The following is a 2,913-nucleotide window of genomic DNA, read 5'->3' as shown; positions in this document are numbered from 1 at the left end:
GACGACCAGTGGCCCGGCATTGATCGGAATCCCTGCGGAGATTTACCGATCGGAGCTTTCATTTCTTCAGCGGATATTCTGGTAACGAACCCAAATAAAAAAAGAGGAGAGAACAAGTCGGCGCATCCGACGGCGACCAGCCTGGTAGTTGACTTTGTTGCTTTCATCCCGCCGCAGATGGCCTTAAACGTTCGCGACAAAACAAACCAGATGCACTCTGACGCGCCACGCCTAATACGAGCCGCTCCAGCGACGGTGATTATCTTCTCGGTGCTGTTTTCTCCGGCACTCCTCCTCGGCGTTTTGTTGATTGTCCGGGGACAGCAGATTCGAGAGGCATTGGGACTCGTCGCCCTCTATGCAGTAGCAGTCTATTGGGTGTGCTCACCTTCTATTGAGCTTGCGGCGAATCGATTGATCTATCGGTCTCTCCTCAAGCGGGCGGAGATCGATCTCTCGCAAGTAAGTCGTGTTACGATGAGCGCCAATCCCGCTCCAACGGTCACCTTGACACGAAAGGATGGAGGAACACCACTGTCCTTCATTGTGAAGCCGTTTTCGAAGCTGGGAATTGTTGCGATGTTTAGGCATATTCGAGAACGCAGCCCCGATGTTCAACTTGATGGAATCTCGCATGACATGAGCGAGGGAGATTTTGGGACGATCACGAAGGAGGCTATATCTACTCGAAATTTGATTCGTATCGCTCTGACGGTCAGCGGATCCGCCCTTGCGGCCGCACTGGCACGAGCCGTATTCAAACACTGAAAGACGCGAACTAGTCAGTGGTGGCAACGGCGGACCACGTCCTTAGTTCGCTTCGCTCTAGACGCATCATCCCCGCCGCGCCACACTTCAAACGTTCTGCAAAAATGATCTATCTGCGCGCCACTATTCTGTGTGGACTGGTTGCCGTCTCCGCTTCGTGTTCGACTACACCCAGCGTGACGCTGAAGTCCGAATACGTGATGGCGATGGACTCGCTTCGGACCTCTGCGACGCCCAAGGGGATCCCGAGGAGCAAGGTGTTTTACCAGTTCCAGTTGGATGGCATGAGTAGCACGAGGCACGGAGGTGGAAGCGTAAGGGGCAGATGGACCAGCGCATGGGAGGAGTGGAGTTTGCCGCAGGGATTTCGACTGATTGCCAGCAAGTCCACCTACGTGGGCCGAGACTTACAGGTCACCCCGCTCAAAGAAGGAGAGTCGTTCTTCGTGCCGGGACCACGTCTTATGGTCAGGGAGAAGTATTACCATGAAGCTCCTTTGGAGCCGTATTTTGACTCGATCCGCCTCCTCGACAAGAGGGACGGTCTCGTCGCTGAGATCAATCTGCCTCGAAAAACCCCTGCAGAACAAGTCGAGGCACCGAACCGGCGTTAACGTCCCTCTTTGAATTCGAGCTTCCTTCCCGCCGGTCCGGTGCTCTATGACGTTCGGCTGAAGAATCTCTATGCGTGTCTACCTCGATGACGAGAGGGCAACTCCCCCAGGGTGGACGCGCGTCTACTGGCCCGATGAGGCGATCGAGCTCCTCCGCTCAGGTGAGGTGACGGAGATCAGCCTCGACCACGACTTGGGGGATGACGCTCGGGGAACCGGCTATGACGTAGTGCTGTGGATTGAGGAGGCAGTCGCGACCGCGGGGTTTCATCCGCCCCTGATTCGGGCTCACTCTGCGAACAGCTCAGCGAGAGCAAAGATGGAGAGCGGTATCGAGTCGATCATCGCCCTAAGTCGAAAGAACCAAATTGCCGAACAAGCCGGCGCATCCGACGGCGTTCAGCCCTGAGTTCTGTTTTACGGCTTCCATCACGCCGCGGATGGCCTCTAACGTTCGCCAAAGAAAAGATGGAGCCATTCGGCGTTTACTTCAGATTCGATGATCGCGAGCGGTTCCTAGCGGCACGTCGAGCATTCGAGCGGATTAAGACGTGCAAGGAGTCAGGCGATTGGCCCGACGATGACGGTGGCTGGAGAGAGTTCTTCGATCAACAAGCCTTGGATCATTTCTGGTGGCCCACGAGTTCCGAACTGGAAGACTTCAAGAAGTTGTATTTCACGATTCCCGTTGATGAGCGCCACAAAGATCCTCGGCTTCAGCACCCTTGGGATTTCATGTCGATGTTCGAGGCCTTCAAGGATGGAGACTACGGGCTCGAAGATTTCGACGAAGATGGTGAGGGCACGGGCTGCTTGATTTTCGATCCTCACGGCCACCCCTACGGCGGGACTGGATGCATGCGGGCGTTTATCGAAGCCTTTGACATGGAGATCACCGGCGTAAATGACTAAGGCGAACAAGGCGTGGCTTCCAACAGGCTGCCCGCCGCGAGTCGGAAGCGACATGACAATTCAACCATCAACCTTGAAATCGGAGCGCGCCCTCAGGCAGCCTGTGGCAGCACTCTGACGTTCGGCAGAAATAAATCTCGCGACTTTGAATAATGTCCAAGCTTGCAACAATTTCACTTCGTCTAATCCCAGTCCTAATACAAGTATTCGGATTGGTTGGAATGGCATGTGGTGGCTGGTATTCGGTCGTGATCATTTTTGGATCCGGAATCGGAAATCCATCCGGGATCACACAAGAATTTATTTACACGACGGTAGGTTGGCTGGTCGGGGTTCCTGCCTTGGTCTTCTTGATCGGGTGGGTCTGGGTGATAGTAGGATATCTTTCAGGACCTAGGCGTCTTCGACGATCAATTCCCTCGGATACCCTGCATAAACAAGAAGCCGAACACGTCGTGGGTGGCAACGGCGGACAAGCTCACTAGTTCGCTACGCTCTGGATGCTCGACATCGCCGTGCCACCACTCTGACGTTCTGCTAAGAAATGAAACGCGTTACTTTAGCAACGCTGATTGCAGCTCTCTTCGTGTTCGCGGGATGCGCTTCTCATCAGCCTGCC

4 protein-coding genes are annotated in these 2,913 nt (G+C 54.8%); all 4 read left to right on the top strand.

Annotated features, from left to right (window positions below; genetic code table 11):
* Window positions 1–768 (top strand): hypothetical protein (locus tag JIN85_RS20010; RefSeq protein WP_200274180.1); only part of this gene is annotated, 768 nt, incomplete at its 5' end.
* A 104-nt stretch (window positions 769–872) separates the two neighbouring features.
* The gene (locus JIN85_RS20005) at window positions 873–1,382 is read left to right on the top strand and encodes a hypothetical protein (RefSeq protein WP_200274178.1); all 510 of its coding nucleotides are present in this window, start codon (window positions 873–875) and stop codon (window positions 1,380–1,382) included.
* 70 nt (window positions 1,383–1,452) lie between these two features.
* Entirely contained in the window at window positions 1,453–1,791 is a 339-nt protein-coding gene (locus JIN85_RS20000) for a cyclic-phosphate processing receiver domain-containing protein (protein ID WP_200274176.1), read from the top strand.
* Between the two features lie 59 nt (window positions 1,792–1,850).
* A complete protein-coding gene (locus tag JIN85_RS19995; RefSeq protein ID WP_200274174.1) occupies window positions 1,851–2,294 on the top strand; it encodes a hypothetical protein in 444 nt (147 codons plus the stop codon).
* The last annotated feature ends 619 nt before the right edge of the window (window positions 2,295–2,913 follow it).

The sequence above is a fragment of the Luteolibacter pohnpeiensis genome, from assembly GCF_016595435.1.
Taxonomy (GTDB): domain Bacteria; phylum Verrucomicrobiota; class Verrucomicrobiia; order Verrucomicrobiales; family Akkermansiaceae; genus Luteolibacter; species Luteolibacter pohnpeiensis.
Note: the sequence above shows the minus strand (reverse complement) of the source record. Positions and strands in the feature narration are given on the sequence as shown.